General features: G+C 59.9%; 17 protein-coding genes. 7 read left to right on the plus strand and 10 right to left on the minus strand.

What is annotated here, in order from left to right:
- Nucleotides 1-6 precede the first annotated feature (6 nt).
- The 4 genes from arsH to JFT81_RS07830 all read right to left on the minus strand — a co-directional run bounded on the left by arsH (nucleotide 7) and on the right by JFT81_RS07830 (nucleotide 2,569).
- On the minus strand, nucleotides 7-705 hold the full coding sequence (gene arsH / locus JFT81_RS07815; protein WP_201226815.1) for an arsenical resistance protein ArsH: 699 nt from the start codon (nucleotides 703-705) through the stop codon (nucleotides 7-9).
- Nucleotides 706-714: 9 nt separating this feature from the next.
- Nucleotides 715-1,185 (minus strand): arsenate reductase ArsC, encoded by a 471-nt coding sequence (locus tag JFT81_RS07820; RefSeq protein ID WP_201226816.1) that lies wholly within the window; start codon nucleotides 1,183-1,185, stop codon nucleotides 715-717.
- Between the two features lie 12 nt (nucleotides 1,186-1,197).
- Nucleotides 1,198-1,545 carry a metalloregulator ArsR/SmtB family transcription factor gene (locus tag JFT81_RS07825; protein WP_201226817.1) on the minus strand — a complete coding sequence of 116 codons (348 nt, stop codon included), beginning with the start codon at nucleotides 1,543-1,545 and terminating at the stop codon, nucleotides 1,198-1,200.
- A gap of 136 nt (nucleotides 1,546-1,681) precedes the next feature.
- Nucleotides 1,682-2,569, minus strand: coding sequence for a LysR family transcriptional regulator (locus JFT81_RS07830; protein ID WP_201226818.1), 888 nt, complete (start codon nucleotides 2,567-2,569; stop codon nucleotides 1,682-1,684).
- Between the two features lie 133 nt (nucleotides 2,570-2,702).
- Here JFT81_RS07830 and JFT81_RS07835 point away from each other — a divergent pair, with 133 nt between their 5' ends.
- Nucleotides 2,703-4,349 (plus strand): GMC family oxidoreductase N-terminal domain-containing protein, encoded by a 1,647-nt coding sequence (locus tag JFT81_RS07835; protein WP_201226819.1) that lies wholly within the window; start codon nucleotides 2,703-2,705, stop codon nucleotides 4,347-4,349.
- Nucleotides 4,350-4,510: 161 nt separating this feature from the next.
- Nucleotides 4,511-6,133 carry an MFS transporter gene (locus JFT81_RS07840; RefSeq protein WP_201226820.1) on the plus strand — a complete coding sequence of 541 codons (1,623 nt, stop codon included), beginning with the start codon at nucleotides 4,511-4,513 and terminating at the stop codon, nucleotides 6,131-6,133.
- Between the two features lie 64 nt (nucleotides 6,134-6,197).
- Here the strand turns inward: JFT81_RS07840 and JFT81_RS07845 are convergent, their stop codons facing one another.
- On the minus strand, nucleotides 6,198-6,566 hold the full coding sequence (locus JFT81_RS07845; RefSeq protein ID WP_201226821.1) for a DUF427 domain-containing protein: 369 nt from the start codon (nucleotides 6,564-6,566) through the stop codon (nucleotides 6,198-6,200).
- A gap of 282 nt (nucleotides 6,567-6,848) precedes the next feature.
- Nucleotides 6,849-8,258 (minus strand): serralysin family metalloprotease, encoded by a 1,410-nt coding sequence (locus tag JFT81_RS07850; RefSeq protein WP_201226822.1) that lies wholly within the window; start codon nucleotides 8,256-8,258, stop codon nucleotides 6,849-6,851.
- A 279-nt stretch (nucleotides 8,259-8,537) separates the two neighbouring features.
- On the opposite strand from JFT81_RS07850, the gene JFT81_RS07855 reads away from it, so the two are divergent.
- From JFT81_RS07855 to JFT81_RS07865, 3 genes are all read left to right on the plus strand, one after another.
- Entirely contained in the window at nucleotides 8,538-10,469 is a 1,932-nt protein-coding gene (locus tag JFT81_RS07855; RefSeq protein ID WP_242485586.1) for a DNA topoisomerase III, read from the plus strand.
- 74 nt (nucleotides 10,470-10,543) lie between these two features.
- Entirely contained in the window at nucleotides 10,544-11,047 is a 504-nt protein-coding gene (locus JFT81_RS07860; protein WP_201226824.1) for a GNAT family N-acetyltransferase, read from the plus strand.
- A 511-nt stretch (nucleotides 11,048-11,558) separates the two neighbouring features.
- Complete coding sequence (locus JFT81_RS07865; RefSeq protein WP_201226825.1) at nucleotides 11,559-11,888, plus strand: hypothetical protein; 330 nt, start codon at nucleotides 11,559-11,561, stop codon at nucleotides 11,886-11,888.
- Nucleotides 11,889-12,053: 165 nt separating this feature from the next.
- Here JFT81_RS07865 and cynR read toward each other — a convergent pair whose 3' ends face one another.
- Complete coding sequence (cynR, locus tag JFT81_RS07870) at nucleotides 12,054-12,935, minus strand: transcriptional regulator CynR (RefSeq protein ID WP_201226826.1); 882 nt, start codon at nucleotides 12,933-12,935, stop codon at nucleotides 12,054-12,056.
- Nucleotides 12,936-13,056: 121 nt separating this feature from the next.
- Here cynR and cynS point away from each other — a divergent pair, with 121 nt between their 5' ends.
- Nucleotides 13,057-13,524: a cyanase gene (gene cynS / locus JFT81_RS07875; protein WP_201226827.1), complete on the plus strand. Its 468-nt coding sequence runs from the start codon at nucleotides 13,057-13,059 to the stop codon at nucleotides 13,522-13,524.
- A 61-nt stretch (nucleotides 13,525-13,585) separates the two neighbouring features.
- Entirely contained in the window at nucleotides 13,586-14,245 is a 660-nt protein-coding gene (locus JFT81_RS07880; RefSeq protein WP_201226828.1) for a carbonic anhydrase, read from the plus strand.
- A 112-nt stretch (nucleotides 14,246-14,357) separates the two neighbouring features.
- Here JFT81_RS07880 and JFT81_RS07885 read toward each other — a convergent pair whose 3' ends face one another.
- The 3 genes from JFT81_RS07885 to JFT81_RS07895 form a co-directional block, all read right to left on the minus strand.
- The gene (locus JFT81_RS07885; RefSeq protein WP_201226829.1) at nucleotides 14,358-15,860 is read right to left on the minus strand and encodes an aldehyde dehydrogenase family protein; all 1,503 of its coding nucleotides are present in this window, start codon (nucleotides 15,858-15,860) and stop codon (nucleotides 14,358-14,360) included.
- Between the two features lie 434 nt (nucleotides 15,861-16,294).
- Nucleotides 16,295-17,203 (minus strand): glutaminase B, encoded by a 909-nt coding sequence (gene glsB / locus JFT81_RS07890; RefSeq protein ID WP_201226830.1) that lies wholly within the window; start codon nucleotides 17,201-17,203, stop codon nucleotides 16,295-16,297.
- Nucleotides 17,204-17,390: 187 nt separating this feature from the next.
- The gene (locus tag JFT81_RS07895) at nucleotides 17,391-19,007 is read right to left on the minus strand and encodes a L,D-transpeptidase family protein (RefSeq protein ID WP_201202839.1); all 1,617 of its coding nucleotides are present in this window, start codon (nucleotides 19,005-19,007) and stop codon (nucleotides 17,391-17,393) included.
- Nucleotides 19,008-19,036: the final 29 nt, after the last annotated feature.

Here is a 19,036-nt window from a genome sequence, read left to right on the forward strand (position 1 = left end):
TCGCATTCAGATCGACCGCTGATTGACCCTTGCCATCAACTGCTCGGCACTTTCCTTGCGTTCGGAGTAGCGGTCGACCAGATGCGTCTGCTGATCGCGCAATAACACGGTGAACTTCACCAGTTCCTCCATCACGTCGACCACACGGTCGTAGAACGGCGACGGTTTCATCCGTCCTGCCTCGTCGAATTCCATGTAGGCCTTGGGCACCGAAGATTGGTTGGGGATGGTGAACATACGCATCCAGCGGCCCAACACGCGCAGTTGATTGACCACGTTGAACGACTGCGACCCGCCGCAGACCTGCATCACCGCAAGGGTCTTGCCCTGTGTCGGGCGCACGGCGCCGAGTTCCAGCGGGACCCAGTCGATCTGCGCCTTGAACACAGCAGACATGGCGCCGTGACGTTCCGGCGAGCACCAGACCTGCCCTTCCGACCACAGCACCAGATCGCGCAGTTCCTGAACCTTGGGGTGGTCGACGGGCGCGTCGTCGGGCAGTGGCAGACCGGAGGGGTTGAAGATGCGCGTTTCGGCGCCGAAGTGTTCGAGCAACCGAGCGGCCTCCTCCACCAGTAACCGGCTGAATGAGCGCTCGCGCGTGGAGCCGTACAGCAACAGGATGCGTGGTTTGTGCTCGCCGGGCTTCGACGGTTTGGCGTTATCGAACAAGCTGGAATCGAGGTTTGGCAGGTGGGCTGACATGAGTGTTCCTTAAAGCGCGCCGATGCGATCGAGCGCAGTTTTCAATTCATCGCGGCTGAGGTTTTCAAAGGGCAGATCAAGGAAGGCCTGGCAGCGCTGGCCGATATGGGTCAATGTCGCGCGGAAAGCGGCATTCACCGAAGCCTCGTCACCGGCCACCTCAGAGGGATCTTCCAGTCCCCAATGGGCCTTGAGCGCCGGGCCGAAATACACCGGGCAGGCCTCGCCGGCGGCTTTGTCGCACACGGTGATGACGATGTCTGGCGGGTTGCCTTCGAAAGCGTCGTTGCCTTTGCTGTGCAAACCATCAATGGCAATGCCGGCCTGTTGTAGCGTCGACAGGCTGCGCGGCAGCACCTGGCCTTTGGGAAAACTGCCGGCACTGACCGCCTCAAATCCGGGCGGCGCCAAGTGATTGAACATGGCTTCCGAGAGGATGCTGCGGCAGCTGTTGGCCGTGCACATGAACAGGATTCGCATGGTTTTTCTCTCTCAGCAGCAGGCGGCTTCGCGAACCGGGCGGCCATCCATGTTTTGCAGACGGGCCGCGTTGTCCTTGAGCCAATCAGTGTTGGCCCCAGACGTCACCTGGAGAACTTCGCGAACCCAATCGGGCAGCTGCGGATTGAGGCGGTAGTAGACCCATTGCCCCTGACGGCGATCGAGCAGCAGGCCATTGCTGCGCAGTTGCGCGAGGTGACGGCTGATCTTCGGCTGGCTGTCGTCAAGCGCGCACATCAGCTCGCAAACACAGAGTTCACCTTGATCGGCAATCAGCAGGATGGCGCGCACACGGGTTTCGTCGGCGAGGCTTTTGAAGACTTCGGTGGGGGTGATCATGGAACGGCACCAATACATGCGGAAAATCGAATATACGGATATCCATATATAAATCAACCCGGATCAAAAGATCGCAGCCTTCGGCAGCGCCTACACCGCCCCTGTAGGAGCTGCCGAAGGCTGCGATCTTTTGACTTTAAAGGTTAAGCAACAACCCCTGCTCCGCCTCACACAGCCCCACCACATAATCCCAGACCACTCGCAGTCGCACCGATTTGTGCAACTCGCGCCGGGTGCTGATCCAGTAACTGCGCTCGATGCTTTCATCCGGTAGCAATGCCACCAGATCCGGATCGGACTCGGCCATGTAGCAAGGCAGCACCGCAATGCCCAACCCCGACCGCGCTGCCTCCTGCTGGGCGATGACGCTGGTGCTATGGAACACCACGCGAGGATTGCGGCAGAAACTGTTGAGAAACATCAACTCCTGACTGAACAGCAAATCATCCACATACCCGATCCAGGCATGCCGGCCAAGGTCTTCACGGCTTTGCAGCGACGGTGCTTTATCCAGATAGGCCTGACTGGCATACAGCGCGAGGCGGTAATCCGTGAGTTTGCGCGTCACCAGCATGTCTGCCGCCGGCCGCTCCAGATGAATGCTGATCTCCGCCTCACGATTGAGAATGCTGACAAAGCGCGGCACCGCGACCAGTTCCACTTCCAGTCCCGGATAGCGTTCGAACAAGCCGATCATGCGACTGGCAAGAAACTTGATGCCCAGCCCTTCGGTGACGCCGACACGAATCTTGCCCAGCGGCGCGGTGGATTGGGTGATCTCTTCCTGTGCCAGCAACGCAACGTTTTCCATCGCCTCAGCATGTTTGAGCAGCGCCTCCCCCGCCGGGGTCATCTCATAGCCTTGCGCATGCTGAACAAACAACGCAGTGCCGAGGCTTTTTTCAATGGCCTCGATGTGGCGGGCGACGGTGGCGTGGGTGGTGTTGAGTCGGCGGGCGGCGGTGAGCAGGCGGCCGCTGCGTTGCAGTTCGAGAAAAAACCGCAGGTCGTTCCAGTCGAACATGGCGGGTCCTTGTCGGCTATCGTCTATGAGTGCTGTTTAAAAACGCACAGCGGCTGCGCAAAAACTAACATTCTTTTGACGAAAGCTAACAACTAGAGTGTCCGACAATAAAAACAAAAAGCGAGGTCAGGGAATGCAGACTTCCCTCGATGAATATGACTACATCGTGGTCGGCGCCGGCCCTGCCGGGTGCTTGCTGGCCAATCGGCTGTCGGCCGATCCGCACCAGCGTGTGCTGTTGCTCGAAGCCGGCGGACGCGACAACTATGCGTGGATTCACATTCCTGTGGGTTACCTGTTCTGCATCGGCAACCCGCGCACTGACTGGTGCTTCAAGACTGAAGAACAAGCGGGCCTCAATGGCCGCGCGCTGAGTTATCCGCGCGGCAAGGTGCTGGGCGGGTGTTCTTCCATCAACGGCATGATCTATATGCGCGGCCAGGCCGGCGACTATGACGGCTGGGCGGCCGAAGGCAATCCGGGCTGGGCCTGGAATGATGTGCTGCCGCTGTTCAAACAAAGCGAAAACCACTTTGCCGGCGCCGCTGAATTTCACGGTGCCAAGGGTGAATGGCGCGTCGAACAACAGCGCTTGTCATGGCCGATTCTGGATGCGTTTCGCAGTGCGGCCGAGCAAAGCGGCATCGCCAGCATCGAAGACTTCAATCAGGGCGACAACGAGGGTTGCGGCTACTTTCAGGTCAATCAAAAGGCCGGGGTGCGCTGGAACGCGGCGAAGGCGTTTCTGAAGCCGATTCGTGACCGGGCGAATCTGACGGTGCTGACCGGGGTTGAGGTGGATCGCGTGCTGCTGGAGGGCGGCCGCGCATCGAAGGTCAGCGCCCGCCACGAAGCTCAGGTGAAAAGCTTCAAGGCGCGCAAGGAGATTGTGTTGTGTGCCGGTTCTGTCGGTTCGCCGAGCATTCTGCAGCGCTCGGGAATTGGCCCGCGTCCGCTGCTGGAACGCCTCGGCATCGGCGTGATTCATGAACTGCCGGGGGTGGGCGGCAATCTGCAGGATCACCTGCAATTACGCCTGATCTACAAGCTGGAAAATGCCCGCACGCTGAACCAGATCGCAGGCAGCGTGTGGGGCAAGATGGGCATGGGCCTGCGTTATCTCTATGACCGCAGCGGGCCGTTGTCGATGGCGCCAAGTCAATTGGGAGCGTTTGCGCGGTCGGGGCCCGAGCAGACGTCGGCGAATCTGGAGTATCACGTGCAGCCATTGTCACTGGAGCGCTTTGGCGAGCCGTTGCACAGTTTTCCGGCGTTCACTGCTTCAGTGTGTGATTTACGCCCGCAGAGCCGTGGACGCATCGAGATTCGCTCGGCGGATCCGGCGGAGGGGCCACTGATTCAACCCAATTATCTGAGCCACCCCGAAGATTTACGTGTGGCGGCAGACGCCATTCGCCTGACCCGCCGCATCGTCAGTGCCCCCGCCCTGCAAGCGTTCAAACCGGTCGAGTATCTGCCCGGTGCCAGCCTGCAAAGCGAAGAAGAGTTGCAGGAAGCGGCGGCGAAGATCGGCACGACGATCTTCCACCCGGTCGGCACGTGCCGCATGGGCAATGACGGTGAGGCGGTGGTCGACGCGCAACTTCGCGTTCACGGCGTGCCGGGTTTGCGCATTGCCGACGCCTCGATCATGCCGCGCATCACCTCGGGCAACACCTGTTCGCCTACGCTGATGATTGCCGAGAAGGCTGCACAACTGATCCTCAACCCCAACACCAGGAGCAGCACCCCAAAACCGGAGCTGGCCCAAACCCTGTAGGAGCTGCCGCAGGCTGCGATCTTTTGATTTTAAATTTTTGAAATCAAAACCAAGATCAAAAGATCGCAGCCTTCGGCAGCTCCTACAGGGGATATGCGTTTGATTCATGGACATCGAGCACCAGTGGAACAACAAAAACAATCACTGTGAGGGATACCGATATGTCAGAACACGCTCAGCCGCTGGACACCGCAAGCGGCGCCAGCACCCGTAACGACACGCAGAAAGTCATCTTCGCCTCGTCCTTGGGGACGGTGTTCGAGTGGTATGACTTCTTCCTCTACGGCGCCCTCGCGGCAGTCATCAGCAAGCAGTTCTTCGCCGGGGTCAACGACACCACGGCGTTTATCTTCGCGCTGATGGCTTTCGCCGCGGGGTTCGTCGTGCGGCCATTCGGGGCGCTGGTGTTCGGTCGGTTGGGGGACATGATCGGGCGCAAATACACCTTCCTCGCGACCATCATCCTGATGGGCATCGCGACCTTCTGCGTCGGCCTGTTGCCGACCTACGCCAGCATCGGCATCGCCGCGCCAATCATTCTGGTGGTGTTGCGCATGCTTCAGGGCCTGGCACTCGGCGGTGAATACGGTGGCGCTGCGACCTACGTCGCGGAGCACGCGCCGATCGGCAAACGCGGTTTCCACACCAGTTGGATTCAATCCACCGCCACCCTCGGCCTGCTGCTATCGCTGTTGGTAGTGCTCGGTTGCCGCTATTTCACCGGCGATCAGTTTGAAGTGTGGGGCTGGCGCATTCCGTTCCTGTTGTCGATTGTGCTGCTGGGCATTTCCACCTGGATTCGCCTGAGCCTGCACGAATCGCCGGCCTATCTGAAAATGAAAGAGGAAGGCAAAACCTCGAAGGCGCCGATCCGCGAATCGTTCGGCAAATGGGAAAACCTCAAAGTCGTGCTGATCGCGCTGTTCAGCATCAATGCCGGGCAAGCGGTGACCTTCTACGCCGCGCAGTTTTACGTGCTGTTCTTCCTCACCCAGTTCCTGAAAATGGATCCGGCGGTGGCCAACACACTGCTGATCATCAGCGTGGTGATCGGCGCGCCGTTCTTCATCATTTTTGGCTGGCTGTCGGACAAGGTCGGCCGTAAACCCGTACTGATGCTCGGCCTGTTGCTGGCGACGGCGCTGTACTTCCCGATCTTCAAATCGCTGGCGCATTACGCTAACCCGGCCATCGATCAGGCCAGCCGTCAGGCGCCGATCACAGTGTTGGCAGATCCGGCGACCTGCACGTTCCAGTTCGATCCGGTGGGCAAGGCCAAATTCGACAGCCCGTGCGATAAGGTCAAGACCTTCCTGGTCAAGCAAGGCCTGCCCTACTCCAGCGCCGCTGCGCCTGCTGGCAGCGCCGTGCAAGTGAGCGTCGGCGACGTCAAACTCGACGGTTACGACGAAGCCGCACTGCGCGGTGCGATTACCCTGGCCGGCTACCCGCAACAGGCGGATATGCAGCAGATCAACAAGCCGATGATTGTGGCGTTGATTGTCGCGCTGATCATCATTTCGGCCATGTGCTACGGGCCGTTGGCGGCGCTGATGGTGGAGCTGTTCCCGACGCGGATTCGCTACACCTCGATGTCGCTGCCGTACCACATTGGTAACGGCTGGTTTGGCGGGTTTCTGCCGACGGTGTCGTTTGCGCTGGTGGTGTACACCGGAGACATCTTCTATGGGCTGTGGTACCCGGTGCTGATTACCGGGGTGAGCCTGGTGGTGGGAATGATCTGCCTGCGCGAAACCAAAAACATCGACCTCGACAAAAACTGAGCCTACCCCCCCCTGTGGAGAGAGGGATTTATCCCCTCTCCACAGGTTGTTGATCTTAGTGAGTTCAGGCCTCGGCCTTGATCACCTCGAACTTCACTTGATCGGGGTAGAACGCCACGTAATCGCGTATCGGCGCGACCGACACTTTCGGATTTTCGTAAGTCCACACCGCGTTCGCGCCCTCATGCCCCGGCACTTGCAGGCTGAAGTAGTTGGCGTCGCCCTTGTACGGGCAGTAGCTGGTGTGGTCGGTGCGGGCGAAGTATTTTTCGTCGATGTCTTCGCGAGGAACGTAATACACCGGCGGATAGTTGGCCTCGTTGAGGACCATCACATGGGAAGAAGCAGCGACCTGAATGCCGTGAAACTTCACCAGCAGGCAGCCGGCGAGTTGTTCGAGGGTGATGACGGGGCTGAGGCCAGAGCTTTTCATGGGTTTCTCCTGAATACGGCAAAGAGACCGGTTCAGGTATAGCCCATAGGGTCAGGTCAGGGCGATTTTGCAGCCGAACGGCCAGAAGCCCCTCACCCCAAGCCCTCTCCCGGAGGGAGAAGGAGCCTACCGAGGTGTCTTTCGTTCTACACCGACCTGAAAGTGCTTCTTCGATTATGGATTCAGCAAAGTGCTATCAGGTCGGCGTATGTCTTCAGCATTCCCCGATCGGTCTCCTCTCCCACTGGGAGAGGGTTAGGGTGAGGGCCGCGTGTTCAGGCATCACGCAACAATATCAGTCGCCACCGCCTGCCCCACCACACCCACGGCAAAATCAACCTGCCCCTGCCCCGTCAGGTCGACCAGCAGCCCGGTCTGACCGTTCTGCGCGTAGTACGTCAGGATCGCATCGCCAGCATGGCCGGTGAAATTACTGACGAAGTTCAGCGTAGCGGAACCCGAAGCAAACTCGGCAATGCCCGACAGGTCGATCTTGTCCAGGCCGCTTTTGAAATCCATGATCCAGTCCGGCTGGTTGTTGGTCGAGTCGCTTGCCGCGCCGAACACGAAGATGTCCGCACCCTCGCCGCCCCACAGCACATCCGCGCCGCCACCGCCGTAAAGGATGTCGTTGCCGGCGCCGCCGAACAGATGGTTGATCGCCGCGTTGCCGATCAGCAGGTCATTGCCCGAACCGCCCACCGCATTCTCGACGGTCACACCGTAAGCAATGGAAACGTTACCCACCAGGCCGCCGACATCGGAGAACGAACCTTCATTGAGGTTGATCTTCTGGTTCTGGGTGAAACCCGAGAAATTCAGAGTGTCATCACCGCCCCCGTCCCACACCGAGAACACCAGTTTCGACGACGCCGACGTGGCGCTGTAGAAATCGCGCCCGGCATTGGAACCGAAACCGTAGGTGGTGTCGCCGGCACGGGTCTCGTAGTTAGCGCCGTAAAGTTTCTGCACCGCAACGATGTCGTCCAGCAGCGGTGCCGATGCATAGGCCCCGCTGCCGTCCTTGCTGAAGTTCTGGTCAGTGTTGGCTTCGCTCCAGTAGCTCATCAGGCTGTAACCACGGGTGTCTTCGGCGTACTTGGCGTCGTTGTAGGTGGGGTTGCCGTTGCCGGCGTTGTAGGCGCCCGGGTGCGACAGACCGAGGGTGTGACCAATTTCGTGGGTCAGGGTCTGACGCCCGTAGTTGTTGGTGTCGGGGGTCTTGTTGACCTGATATTGATTGTTGATCAGGTACCACGACTGACCGTCATAGCTACTGCCGCTCGGCAAGTAGGCGAACGCCGCGCCGCCGGTGCTGACATCGTAGTTGCCGAAGGTCATGTGGCCATCGCCGCCCTTGCCTTCGCTGAAGGTGACATTGGCGACGTCGGCCCAGGATTGCATGGCCAGCACGGCTTGCGCCTTTTGCTGGGCGCTGAATTCACTGAAGTTGCCCAGCTTGGCGTTGTAGTTCGCCGGTTTCTCGGTGAGGAAGTTGTAGCTGAGGTCGATTTTGCCGTCAGCGTTTTTATCGCCCCACGACAGGCCCTTGCGGAGGATTTCGTCAGCGGCCTGGTCGGCGGTGAACGAGGGTTTGCCGTTGACCAGCGTGTCACCGCCACGGTCGTAGAGGTGGCTGAAGGTGTCGATGGCGGTAAACGCCGTGCTGGCGCTGGAGGATGCTTGAGGCATGGTGTACGTCCTTGTTTCAGAGTAGTCAGTGTCCGACAGACTACGGCGATCTCCTGGCGAGACCGTCCTGTCGCGCGCGTTGTTGAGACGCTGGGAACCTGACACACGCCCAGACAACGGCGCTAATCAATTTCTCGATAGAGCCGTATGCCGTCCCTGTATTGCCCGTCACTTGCGGCAATGCTTTTTATCTGTATATCCATACAGATAAAAGTTGCCCCTGGCGCCAAGTCCGGCCATTCTGTGCACCTGTTCCGACCTTGATCGACGATGGTGGTTATGCGGCTGTACCTCTGTGAAAAACCTTCCCAGGCCAAAGACATTGCGGCCGTGCTCGGTGCCCGGCGCCGGGGCGATGGCTGCTGGCTGGGAACGGACGTCACGGTGACCTGGTGCATCGGCCACTTGCTCGAAACCGCGCCGCCGGATGCCTACGACGCGCGCTACAAACGCTGGGTCCTGGCGGATCTGCCGATCATTCCGGACAAATGGAAGATGACCGTCAAGCCGCGCACCGCCAGCCAGTACAAAGCGGTGAAACGCCTGCTCGGCGAGGCCAGCGAGCTGATCATCGCTACCGATGCCGACCGTGAGGGCGAAATGATCGCCCGGGAACTGGTCGAGCACTGCCGCTATCGCGGGCCGATCCGCCGCCTGTGGTTGTCGGCACTGGACGAAGCGTCAATCCGCAAGGCGTTGGCGGCATTGAAGCCCGGCGCCGAGACATTCAGCCTGTATCACTCGGCACTGGGTCGCTCACGGGCAGATTGGCTGATCGGTATGAACATGAGTCGTCTGTTCACCCTCCTCGGCCGGCAATCCGGTTACCAAGGGGTGCTACCGGTCGGTCGAGTGCAGACGCCGACGCTAAGGCTGGTTGTGGATCGCGACCGCAGCATCGCCGACTTCGTGCCGGTGCCGTACTGGGCGATCGACGTGCAACTGCTGCACAACGGCACCTCGTTTACTGCGCAGTGGCGCGCGCCGTCGGATGCCTGTGACGATCAGGATCGCTGTCTGAATCAGGCGCTGGCACAACAAGCCGCCGCCGCACTCAACAGCGCCGCCAGTGCTCGGGTGATCAAGTTGAAGACCGAGCGTATGCGCGAAGTCGCGCCGCTGCCCTTCGATCTCGGCACTTTGCAGGAAGTCTGCTCGAAGAAGCTCGGCCTCGGCGCGCAGGAAACCCTCGACATCGCCCAGGCACTGTACGAAACCTACAAAGTCGTCACCTACCCACGCAGCGATTGCGGTTATCTGCCGCTGAGCCAGCACAGCGAGGCGCCAGGGATTCTCGCGGCGCTACGTCAGGCCGATCCGAGCCTTGAAGCGTTGAATGGGTTTCTTGAGCCTCAACGCAAGTCGCGTGCGTGGAACGACGCCAAGGTCAGCGCTCACCACGGCATCATCCCCACCGCCGCCGCGAAGAACCTCGAACGCCTGAGTGGCAAGCACCGTGCGGTCTACACGCTGATTCGCGCGCGCTATCTGGCGCAGTTCCTGCCCAATCATGAATACGATCGCACCCAGGCCGACTTCGATTGCAACGGTGAAGCGTTGCGCGCTGTCGGCAAGCAGATCATCGAGCCCGGTTGGAAACGCGCCCTGCCTGAGGCATTGGCACCGGCCAAGGGCCGTGAGGCGCCTGCGCCGCAAACCTTGCCGACATTGAGCCAAGGGGCTGAATGCGCTGTCGCGGAGGTGAAGTTCAAGGATCTGTGGACGCAACCGCCCAAGCCTTATACCGAAGGCGATTTGATCAAGGCGATGAAAAACGTCGCCAAACTGGTCGAAGATCCCCTGCTCAAGCAGAAGCTCAAGGACACCACTGGGATCGGCACCGAAGCGACCCGAGCGTCGATCATTCAGGGCTTGCTGGATCGCGGCTATCTGGTGAAAAACGGCAAGGCACTGGCCGCGACACCTGCCGCGTTCAGCCTGATCGACGCCGTGCCCCGCGCGATTGCCGACCCCGGCACCACGGCGATCTGGGAACAGGCGCTGGACATGGTGCAGAGTGGCGAGATGAGTCTCGAAGAGTTCGTCACCAAACAGGCCGCATGGATGAGCAAACAGGTGACCCGCTGCTCGGCGCTGAGCCTGACTATCAGCGGCCCACCACCGACCGGCAAAGCAGCCGCACCGTGGAAGAAAAAACGCAAATCAACGCGAAGCCCAACCAAGCGCACAGCCAAAACCACCGGCAAATAGAATCCCCTCGCCACAGTTTTGGGTTCAATCCAGACTATTGTGTCAGGAGTCTTATCGCCGGGAGTGAACGCCCAATGCCCATCATCGAACTGCACCCCGCCCAACGCGATGAACTACAAACCATCGAAAACCTCATGCAGTTCTACATGTACGACTTCAGCCAATGGCTGCCGCTCAAATTGGCCGAGCACGGTTTCTTCAGCATCCAGCCGAAAGATGATTACTGGCGCCACCCGGCCACTCAACCGTTCCTGATCCGCGTCGACGGCGAACTCGCCGGGTTCGTGACCGTCGACAACGAAACCCATATCGACGGTGCCGAACACAACATTGGTTACTTTTTCCTCACGCGACGTTTTCGTGGCCAAGGTGTCGCCCAGTTTGTCGTCTCCACCCTCTTGAGCCGCCTCCCCGGTCAGTGGCAAATTTTCCATATCGACGCCAACCTGCCTGCACAACTCTTCTGGGCACGGCTGATTCCTGAATTGAGCGGCGGCGATTTCACCCTTCAACAACGTGAAGTAGACGGTTATCCGTGTACGTTCTACCTCCTGCGCACGCCTTTTTCCGTTGCGTGAACGGATCCTTTCTCATTCCAAAACAGCTTTGTCCGACAATATGTAGTGCTCAAAAATAATCACTACAAAACCGTTGACGGCGTCGTTTTGCTTTTGCATGATGAGGACGTTCCCCGATCGGGAACACGGGTAACACGCTTGAGCAAACTCGTCTGACCGCCGAGTTGTTTTTTCCGGATACACGCTGCCCACAAGGCAGATTGAAGAAGCTGACCTGGCCTGAACGTCCAGTACAAGGACGAGAAGCGCTGGCGAAAATTCTCAAGACGCTTGTGGTCGACACTGAAAATGTCGTCAAGGAGCCTCCCGGTTTTCGCTGCTTCTCCTCGTTGTGACGCTATCGCGTAGCAGTTATTCAACACGACTACATGCAACAGATGCACGACCCCGTACTTCATACGGGCGACCGCTGACGTCCTGGTTTCGGTGCCAGGGATCAACTAACCGATGGGCTACTTGTATTAGCGAATCAACTTTGAAAGATCACCAGACTGGTCAAGGGGCAAAAATGATGAATCTGAACAATCAACCGACTATCGAAGAACTGGCTCGTATGTTCGCGGCGCAAAAAGACAGCCACGACAGCCATATTCTGTGGATCAGCAAATCGGGTCAGGTGCATATCGACTGCCTGGCACCGCACGCTGGTGAAGAAGAGTTCGACCAGAACAACCAGAACCTGCTGGCCCGCCTGAAGATGTACCGTCGCGGCCACGGCTATGTCGGCAAAAAAGCCGCCGCCGACAAGGACTTCATCGGGAATGTTCTGCAAACGCTGAAACAGGCGTGGGACTCGATGCAGAACAAAAACGAAGTACGGGTGATTGATCGGTTCTGCTGATTTACAACTTCAATAATCAAAAGGGCCTGTTCCTGCCAAGGAACAGGCCCTTTTTACATCCGGAATTCACCCCATAACCTGTAGGAGCAGAGCTTGCTCGCGAAAGCGGCGGATCAGCCAATAGAAATATCCGACCGGATTGACCTTCGCGGGCAAGCCTTGCTCCTACAAAGCGTATGTTTGCAGGACGAGGTGGGTGAAGGCCACGGCTGCGGCGCTGTGATAGTTGTTCTTGCGTCGTAACAATGCCGCCCCGCGCTGCGGTGCTTCGCTGTCGACCTGCAACCGCCGCAGCGCCCGATCTTCAGTGGCAATCGCCTGTGGCAGCATCGTCGCCATCGGCGCATGCCGGACCACCTCCAGCAACGTGCTCACTGAGTTCACCTCGATTCGCACCTTGGGCGTAATCCCGTGCTGACGAAAATACTCATCCACCGATAAGCGCGTGATGAAGTCCGGGGCCAACAAGGCGAAGTCCAACTGCGCGATGTCACTCGGCGTCAGTACTGACGCGCTGTCATACAACGGATGCTCGCGTCCGACCATCACCCCCAACGTCTCGACAAACGCCGGAATGCATTCGATATCCGGATTGCGCACTGGCGTAAACGCAATCGCAACATCCAGCGAATCATCCGCCAGCCCCGCCTCGATGTCGTCCATCGACAGCTCGAAAATCTCCAGATGAATCCCGGGAAACCGCGCCGCGAAGTCGCGCACCAAAGGCCCGACCAGATACGCCATGAACGTTGGCGTCATTGCCAGACGCAAGTTGCCACGGGACAAATCTTTCACGTCGTGCAAGGCGCGCTTGCCCGCCTCCAGTTCCACCAACACCCGCCGTGCACATTCGATGTAGGCCTCGCCGGCATCGGTGGCTTTGACCGTGCGTGAAGTGCGATCAAACAGCGTCACACCGAGAGTTTCCTCCAGTTGGCGAATCTGTTGCGACAAGGTCGGTTGCGAGACATGCAACGCCTCGGCCGCACGCGTGAAACCGCCGTGATCGGCAACAGCCAGTAGATAACGCAAATGTCGCAGCAGCATGGGGCACACCATCTATAGGCAGGACTTATGCGTTGCATTGTATATGGATCTTGGACGCTATGGATCAATCGGCAGAAGATCAATCCCACACAGCAAGCCAACCCCTGAAAGGAGTGACAACATGCAACAGTCCCACGCCTACAACGACACCCGCCTGGCCCTGACCACCCGTGTTCTCGACGCCAAGGCACGCAAAGATCTGTCGTGGCAGGACCTCGCCGAAGGCACCGGTCTTAGCCTGGCCTATGTCACCGCCGCCCTGCTCGGCCAACATCCGTTGCCGGAAAACGCTGCCCAGGTCGTAGGCGACAAGCTGCAGCTCACCCCCGAAGACGTCGCAGCGATGCAGATCATTCCATTGCGTGGCAGCCTCAGCGGCGTGCCGACCGACCCGACCATCTACCGCTTCCACGAAATGATCCAGATCTACGGCACCACGCTGAAAGCGCTGGTTCACGAACAGTTCGGTGACGGCATCATCAGCGCGATCAACTTCAAGCTCGACATCAAGAAAGTCGAAGACCCTGAAGGCGGCTCCCGCGCCGTGGTCACCCTCGACGGCAAATTCCTGCCCCTGCGTCCGTTCTGATGTGCCCCGGCCCGCACCTCGATTGCGGGCCTTCCCGATCTCCCTGCAAGAGGACACGCACATGAAAGCCCTGATCGACGGTTTCTTGAAATTTCAGAACGAAGCTTTTCCGCAACGCACCGAGTTGTTCAAGCACCTGGCGACCACGCAGCAGCCCGGCACCCTGTTCATCACGTGTTCCGACAGCCGTGTCGTGCCGGAACTGCTGACTCAGCAAGAGCCTGGCGAATTATTCGTGATCCGCAACGCAGGCAATATCGTGCCCTCTTACAGTCCGCATCCGGGCGGGGTTTCGGCAACGGTGGAATACGCGGTAGCGGTGCTTGGGGTGACCGACATTGTGATCTGCGGCCATTCGGACTGCGGCGCAATGACCGCGATTGCCCAGTGCAAATGCATGGATCACCTGCCCGCCGTCAGCGGCTGGCTGCAACACGCCGAGTCGGCGAAAGTGGTCAACGAAGCGCGGGCGCACGCCAATGACGCGGCGAAATTGAGTTCGATGGTGCGCGAAAACGTGATCGCGCAATTGGCGAATATCCAGACTCACCCGAGCGTGCGCCTGGCCCAGGAGAAAGGCCTGCTGAACCTGCATGGCTGGGTGTATGACATCGAGACGGGTTCGATCGATGCGCTGTCGTCGGATCGGCGCACGTTTGTACCGTTGGCGGAGCAGCCGGCGACGTGTGCGGTTTACGCAAACAGCGCTGACGCAGCCTGAAACACCCGTGCAGGAGCTGCCGAAGGTTGCGATTTTTTGATCTTGAAAACCAACATCAAAAGATCGCAGCCTGCGGCAGCTCCTACAGTGAGGGGTCTGTGTTGCCGGGGTATCAGCGTTTTACGCTGAGGTCGATTTGGCTCATGCGGCTGCGCACGGTGAACACACCGTCACCCGAAAGAATCGCACTGCGCGCAAACAACCGCCCGCTTTCCCAGTTCGAAAGCCCCAGCTCCGGCTTGTTCAACGCGTACTGTCCATCGACCCAACGGGTGATGCCGTTGCCCACGAACGGCGCATTGACCGCGTTATAGAAACGCTCCTGAACGGCGGCATTTTCACTGATCAGCGACACGGTGAATTGCGGGCTGTAACGGTTGAACAGCGCGATCGCCTGATCCAGATCGTCGACGATCATCAGGCTGACTTCCGGGGTTTCTTCCCACTCCCACTCGCGACCTAATGCTGATTCCGCCAGCGGTTCGGCCAGCGCTTCGGTCTGATAACCCTCGGCGCGATAGACCTCGACCGTCGCGTTCTGCCACTCGGTCGGCAAGCAGCTTTCGCTGCCTTCGACGAGGTGCAATTTGCAGCCCTGGCCGCGCGCAGTGCCGGCCTGTTGCAGCGCATCGAGGAACAGAGGCACCAGCTCATCTGCACGATCACGCTGAATCAGGCAGACGTTCAGGGTATTGCAGACTTTACGATCCAGCGAATTGCGCACCACCGCGGCGAAGCGCTTGGCGTCGGCCTCGCGATCAGCGATCAACCACGCACCACCAGTGCCATGCAGGCTGACGGCTGTGCCCGCCTGCTGGGCGATGCTGCCCAACTGGCTGACGGCCCGGCCCGAGCCGCGAGCCACTGCCAGCGACAGACGCCGATCGGCAAACATCGCCCAACCGGCGGCATGGTTGACGCTTTCGACCAACGACACCGCACCGACCGGCAAACCGGCTTCGGCCAGTGCCGGATTCAGGGCATGGGTGACGATGGCTTGCGCCGTGCCCAAGGCATCGCTACCGATGCGCAACACGGCAGTATTGCCGGTGCGCAATACCCCGGCCGCATCAGCGAACACATTCGGCCGACCTTCGAAGACAAACGCGACGATGCCCAGTGGCGAGACCACTTGCTCAACCTTCCAGCCATCGTGCTCGACGCTGCTGATGACTTTGCCACGGGTGGGCGCGGCATCGCGCCAGGCACGCAGGCCGGCGATCATGTCGCGGCGCATGCGCTCGTCGGCGAGCAGTCGGGTGGTGGAACGACCGCGCGCCTTGGCCCGTTCGATGTCGGCAAGGTTCGCCGCCTCGATCAGCACCCAGCACTCTGGGGTTTCCAGGCGTTGTGCGAACAGGTCGAAGAAACGGCTGATCGCTTCATCGGTCACCGCCGACAACGCGGTGAATGCAAACGCCGCACGCTCGATTGCCACCGAAGCCGCTTGTTGATCCGCTACCGGAATCAGCAGCAACTCGCCACTCACCTGCTCCACCAGCAGGTGGTCACCGGGCTGAAAACGCGCGGCCAGATCGGGGCTGACCACGGTGACGCGGTTACCGGCGAAAGGGATCGGCGTGCCAGCGACGAGACGTTCGAGTGCAAGAGACATGAAGCGGATTCACCATGCAGGGAGCGGCCGGAAAATGTATAGGAACACCCTCCCCCCAAGCAACCCAAAACGCTGTAGGAGCAAAGCTTGCTCGCGAAAGCGGTGGGTCAGAGGCATCTGTATTGCCTGATGTACCGCCTTCGCGAGCAAGCTTTGCTCCTACAAGGCGGATGCGGTGGGTCAGAGGCATCTGTATTGCCTGTTGCACCGTCTTCGCGAGCAAACACCCTCCCCCCAAGCAACCCAAAACGCTGTAGGAGCAAAGCTTGCTCGCGAATGCGGTGGGTCAGAGGCATCTGTATTGCCTGTTGCACCGTCTTCGCGAGCAAGCTTTGCTCCTACAAGGCGATGGCGGTGGTTCAGGCAATACTCATGCTGGATGTTCCGGCCTCATCGCTGGCAAGCCAGCTCCCACAGGGATTTGGGGGATTGGCTCAGAAGACTGACCAGCCGATCCGTGAACTGAGCATTTCCAGGGCTGCCATGCCTGCCAGCGAGTTGCCGGCGGCGTTGAGTTCCGGCGACCACACGCACACGGTGAACTGCCCCGGCACTACCGCGACGATGCCGCCGCCGACGCCGCTCTTGCCGGGCAGTCCGACGCGATAAGCGAAATTGCCTGCTTCGTCGTACAGACCGCTGGTGGCCATGATCGAGTTGACTTGCTGGGTCTGGCGCCGCGTGAGGATCTGTTCACCACTGTGCTTGCAGAAGCCATCGTTGGCCAGAAAGCAAAACGCCCGGGCCAGATCGATGCAGTTCATGCGCAACGCACAGTGGCTGAAGTAACTGCGCAAGACTGCTTCGACATCGTTATGGAAGTTGCCGAACGACTGCATCAGGTACGCCATCGCCGCATTGCGCGCGCGGTGCTGATACTCGGAGTCGGCGACTTTACCGTCGATCATGATCTGCGGATTACCCGACAGGCGCCGCACGAAGTCACGCATCGACAGGGTCGGGGCGGCGAAGCGTGACTGGTTGATGTCGCAGATCACCAGCGCACCAGCATTGATGAACGGATTGCGCGGGCGCCCGCGTTCGAACTCCAGTTGCACCAACGAGTTAAAGGGCTGCCCCGAGGGCTCATGTCCCAGACGCTCCCAGATCGACTCACCGGAATGATCGATGGCCTGCACCAGGCTGAACACCTTGGAAATACTCTGCACCGAGAACGGCGTTTCGGCGTCGCCGGCGCAGTACATTTCGCCGTCGTTGCCATACACAGCGATGCCCAATTGATTGGCCGGCACAGTGCCGAGGGCAGGAATGTAGTCAGCCACTTTGCCTTGCCCGATCAGGGGCCGGACAGCGTCAAGGATCTCGTTCAACAGCGCTTGCATGCCGGGTTCCGAAGTCTCGCCCCATGGGATCGCGGGGACACTGGGGCTAGACGCTGCGGATCACTGCCGAATCACACCGGCACGCACACGGACAATGTAGGAGCTGCCGGAGGCTGCGATCTTTTGATCTTGAAAAACAACATCAAAAGATCGCCGCCTTCGGCAGCTCCTACCGCGGCTCAGTTGATCAATGGGCCCGGTCGAGGCCCGCGAGCAATGCGCTGTCGCGGCTGTAGATGTCCGGCGCGTAACGCACGTGGCCATCGTTGCCGACTTGCGCCGTCCAGTAGGTCATCAGGATCGGCACGGGTGCCGAGAGACGGAACTCATGCGTGGTACCTGTCGCCAACAACGTTTCCGTGCGGGCCTTTTCCGCCGGGCTCAGCAGCAGATCACGCAGTTGCATTGGGTGCTCGACGCGCACACAACCGGAACTGAACGCTCGCGGGCCCTTGTCGAACAGTGCCTTGCTCGGCGTGTCATGCAGGTACACCGAGAACGGATTGGGGAAGCGTATGACCATTTGCCCCAGGGGGTTGCGCGGCCCGGCATCCTGACGCAAAAGGATGTTGCCCGGGTTGTCCCAGTCGATGTCCGCCGCCGCCAGAGGCTGGCCGTTGGCGTCGAGCACTTGCAGGTTCTGTCGGCTGAGGAAGGTTTGATCCTTGCGGATCGCCGGCAGTTTGTCTTCTTTCCAGATGGTCGGCGGCACCGTCCATGTCGGGTTCAGGGTCAGGCGCGTCACGCGGGATTTGAGCAACGGCGTCTGGCGTTCGGCGCGGCCGACCTGGGTGCGGGTTTGCCATACCGGCTGGCCGCCCTGATACAGGGTCAATTCGGCAGCGGCGACGTTGACCAGCAAACCATTGGGCTCCATGTCCTGGGCCATCCAGCGGAAGCGCTCGAGGTTGACGCGCAACTGTTCGCGGCGGGTCAGCGGGCTGATGTTCAGTTCGGCAATCGTCCCCGGCCCGACCACACCGTCAGCCTGCAACGAATGATTGGCCTGGAAACTCTTCACTGCCTCCACCAGCACGCCATCGTAGGCATTGCCGGGCGTACCGACGGCATGGGTCAGATAGCCTTCGCTGTACAAACGCTGGGCCAGTTCCGGCACGCGTTTGTCTTCCATTTCGGGACGCAGCAACGGGCCGTTGCCGACCGACTGCCATTGCGGCAAAGCCTTTAGCCTTTGCGCAGCGTAGAGATGACGCAGGTTTTGATATTGGGCCAGACGCGGACGCGCGAGGTCGAACGCCGCAGGAATGTCCTGCATGCCCGGCACGGCGATCGCCAACAATTCCGCCTGACGGTCACGCGGGGTGTCGTCGGCATGCCACAGCGGCTCGAAATGCGACTGCAGCAAGCGGCCGTAATGCAGATCCTGCAGGGCTTGCAGGTAGTAGTGGCTGATGTCGATATCGGCGCATAACTCGCCGTCCTGCGGAGGCACCGCCGCCACCGCATAGCGCTTGGGATTGAGGCCATCGTCGGCCAACAGTTGCAATTGCCCCTGCAAAGCCTGCAATCGCCCGGACTCGCGCGCCCACACCGGCATCCAGTCCTGCTGCTCATAGAACGCCTGCAACTGCACCAGCGCCGGGCCGTTGAGGTGCGCGGCAACGGCCGGACACGCCTGTGGCAGACTGAGCAACACGGCCTGCAACGGACTCTGCGGCTCGACCGGTAATTCCGCCGGTGGCGTCGGCAGTGTTTGCAGCGGCGGCAGCGACTCCTCGGCACAAGCGACAAACGGCGCTGCGAGCAAACAAATGCTCAAGTAGCATGCGTACTTTTTGAACAACTGCTTTACTCCAGTCCATGGCCGTCTTG

This window comes from Pseudomonas sp. TH43 (genome assembly GCF_016650635.1).
Classification (GTDB): domain Bacteria; phylum Pseudomonadota; class Gammaproteobacteria; order Pseudomonadales; family Pseudomonadaceae; genus Aquipseudomonas.

Excerpts from the sequence above, each read along its gene's own strand:
- JFT81_RS07845 (WP_201226821.1), bottom strand. The coding sequence starts at position 6,566 with ATGAAAAGCTCTGGCCTCAGCCCCGTCATCACCCTCGAACAACTCGCC.
- JFT81_RS07830 (WP_201226818.1), bottom strand. The coding sequence starts at position 2,569 with ATGTTCGACTGGAACGACCTGCGGTTTTTTCTCGAACTGCAACGCAGC.
- JFT81_RS07835 (WP_201226819.1), top strand. The coding sequence starts at position 2,703 with ATGCAGACTTCCCTCGATGAATATGACTACATCGTGGTCGGCGCCGGC.
- JFT81_RS07840 (WP_201226820.1), top strand. The coding sequence starts at position 4,511 with ATGTCAGAACACGCTCAGCCGCTGGACACCGCAAGCGGCGCCAGCACC.
- JFT81_RS07820 (WP_201226816.1), bottom strand. The coding sequence starts at position 1,185 with ATGCGAATCCTGTTCATGTGCACGGCCAACAGCTGCCGCAGCATCCTC.
- JFT81_RS07880 (WP_201226828.1), top strand. The coding sequence starts at position 13,586 with ATGAAAGCCCTGATCGACGGTTTCTTGAAATTTCAGAACGAAGCTTTT.
- cynR (WP_201226826.1), bottom strand. The coding sequence starts at position 12,935 with ATGCTGCTGCGACATTTGCGTTATCTACTGGCTGTTGCCGATCACGGC.
- JFT81_RS07825 (WP_201226817.1), bottom strand. The coding sequence starts at position 1,545 with ATGATCACCCCCACCGAAGTCTTCAAAAGCCTCGCCGACGAAACCCGT.
- JFT81_RS07850 (WP_201226822.1), bottom strand. The coding sequence starts at position 8,258 with ATGCCTCAAGCATCCTCCAGCGCCAGCACGGCGTTTACCGCCATCGAC.
- JFT81_RS07860 (WP_201226824.1), top strand. The coding sequence starts at position 10,544 with ATGCCCATCATCGAACTGCACCCCGCCCAACGCGATGAACTACAAACC.
- cynS (WP_201226827.1), top strand. The coding sequence starts at position 13,057 with ATGCAACAGTCCCACGCCTACAACGACACCCGCCTGGCCCTGACCACC.
- JFT81_RS07885 (WP_201226829.1), bottom strand. The coding sequence starts at position 15,860 with ATGTCTCTTGCACTCGAACGTCTCGTCGCTGGCACGCCGATCCCTTTC.
- arsH (WP_201226815.1), bottom strand. The coding sequence starts at position 705 with ATGTCAGCCCACCTGCCAAACCTCGATTCCAGCTTGTTCGATAACGCC.
- JFT81_RS07865 (WP_201226825.1), top strand. The coding sequence starts at position 11,559 with ATGAATCTGAACAATCAACCGACTATCGAAGAACTGGCTCGTATGTTC.
- JFT81_RS07855 (WP_242485586.1), top strand. The coding sequence starts at position 8,538 with ATGCGGCTGTACCTCTGTGAAAAACCTTCCCAGGCCAAAGACATTGCG.
- glsB (WP_201226830.1), bottom strand. The coding sequence starts at position 17,203 with ATGCAAGCGCTGTTGAACGAGATCCTTGACGCTGTCCGGCCCCTGATC.